At 39.2% G+C, this 1878-nt stretch carries 1 protein-coding gene; it reads right to left on the bottom strand.

The window, feature by feature from the left end; genetic code table 11:
• Window positions 1–774 precede the first annotated feature (774 nt).
• On the bottom strand, window positions 775–1497 hold the full coding sequence (locus AB6C75_RS23415) for a hypothetical protein (protein ID WP_372046045.1): 723 nt from the start codon (window positions 1495–1497) through the stop codon (window positions 775–777).
• Window positions 1498–1878 lie beyond the last annotated feature (381 nt).

Here is a 1878-nt window from a genome sequence, read left to right as displayed (position 1 = left end):
CGTTTGCTTAGTTCTGATTAGTGCCTTTACCATGCCACCTTTGGAATATCCCTTGATCGGTGGCTGATGCGCGTCGCTCTGTCCAAAACATCTTGAGTCCAAACAGAGTGCAGGAGTACTTGAAGTGCTTTAACGATATGGCTATCATGAAAGGACTTAACGGGCTTCAATCGTTTAAGTATTCCGAAATAAACCACCTTGCAGGGTGGTTTTTTCACATCTAGGGAAAGAGATTAATCCCAAAAGCAATTGATCTCAATGATCCTTTTAACCGGTCATGACTTTCCCTAACAAAAAAGCCTCCCATAAGGGAGGCTTTTTTGTATCTAATTTTGAGTTCGCACTAAGTCAATAATGGCGAATAAACGATCGCTCAATCACTACCAAACTGGTAGACAAGAGAGCTAAAACCTATCACGAACACCGTTAGCCGAACACTGCGGATTAAGTGACGTTACGTTAAATTGCTAAAGCTAGAAAGGAATTATGCCAGCATGTTGTCGCTGACATTCATGTTGATGTAGCTACCGATGTATTGTTGAATGCGAAATGTACAGCAAAGATCAACACGCCCTAGTTCTTTTGTATAAAATCAAAAACCTTCTGAATTGCAGATAGCAACAATAAGTATGCTATCAAAGTAATAATCCATTTGACTCCAATGTTGGCGTTCTCAATTGTATTGTTGACCAAAACTATAGAGAGAAAACCAGACAAGAAATGCTTTATACCACTTAACACTACTTCAAATTGTCTTGGCGAAAGCATAAACAATTAATGACATCCAACACACCCACCAGAACCGCCCATACTATTATGTGATAGCGTGCCTATAGATTTTGCACCACCTGCTTCTGCGTTATTAAGAGCATTAGTCACTGTAGCAGAAGTTACCGCTCCAATGACCTCTCCTCCATTTTTACCAAAAACACGACTACCGAGGCCGGCTGCGATAACACCAACACCAGCCCCAATGCCACTGTTAATCATTTCACGCTCGGTACCGTTTGAAGTAGCTGCACTACCAACAGCAGCACCTACGGCTCCAGTTGATCCTGAGCCCGTGTTACCGTTATTACCCCCTCCTTTCTTCGCACTTCGTTTCATCCTAGTTAACGACTTTGGGGCAGAGTGAACTCCTCCCTCAAGTGCTTCAGCAAAGTCTTCTTGTCCAAATATAACTATATTCCCACCTCGACGAGTAATTCCATAAGGAGCATCAGAAGATAAGTAAAAAGCGTGCCCTACTCGCATGTATTGACCTCCTCTCAGAGCCACCATCTCCAAATTGTCTGAAATATAAACATCTGTATTTTTTTCTGAGTTGATTATATTTATGGAAATAAGCTCTGTGGTGAAACAAATATTTGATAGCTCCGTGACATCAAATATTTCTCCATCGTTTAGATGAGTACAACTGTTGATTGGGTTTTGGTAAGCGAAAGCGTTAGGAATTAAAGCAACTAACATCGAAGTAATGAGTAATAATTTTTTCATTATTTAGTAAAAACCATAAGCAATGAGAGGCATAATTAGAATAAAAAATAACACACAGTATATCTTATTGAAAGATATCAGAACAAAATATCAAAAAAGCCATACTAGATTGGGGTACAAACACTCTTACAAAATGTCTCAATTTTTAAATATTCAAACATTGAGACTCCGATAAATTTTCTCCGTAAGTATAAAATAAGCGTTCTTTTCTTTATCAGCGGGATTTTGGCTTTTTCAGCTACTGGCGTTAGCGGCTTTAATTGTTACCTTCGTTAAAAATAGAAAGGTTAGTAAACGGAATGATTAAGCCACTATCGGCTCCAGTAAGACAGGACACCCTCATAAGAAAAAATAGCCCCATAAAAACTGGTAGTCATTATT

The organism is Vibrio sp. 10N.237.312.B06 (assembly GCF_041464685.1).
GTDB lineage: Bacteria > Pseudomonadota > Gammaproteobacteria > Enterobacterales > Vibrionaceae > Vibrio > Vibrio tasmaniensis_A.
This window is presented reverse-complemented; position numbering and strand designations above follow the sequence as displayed.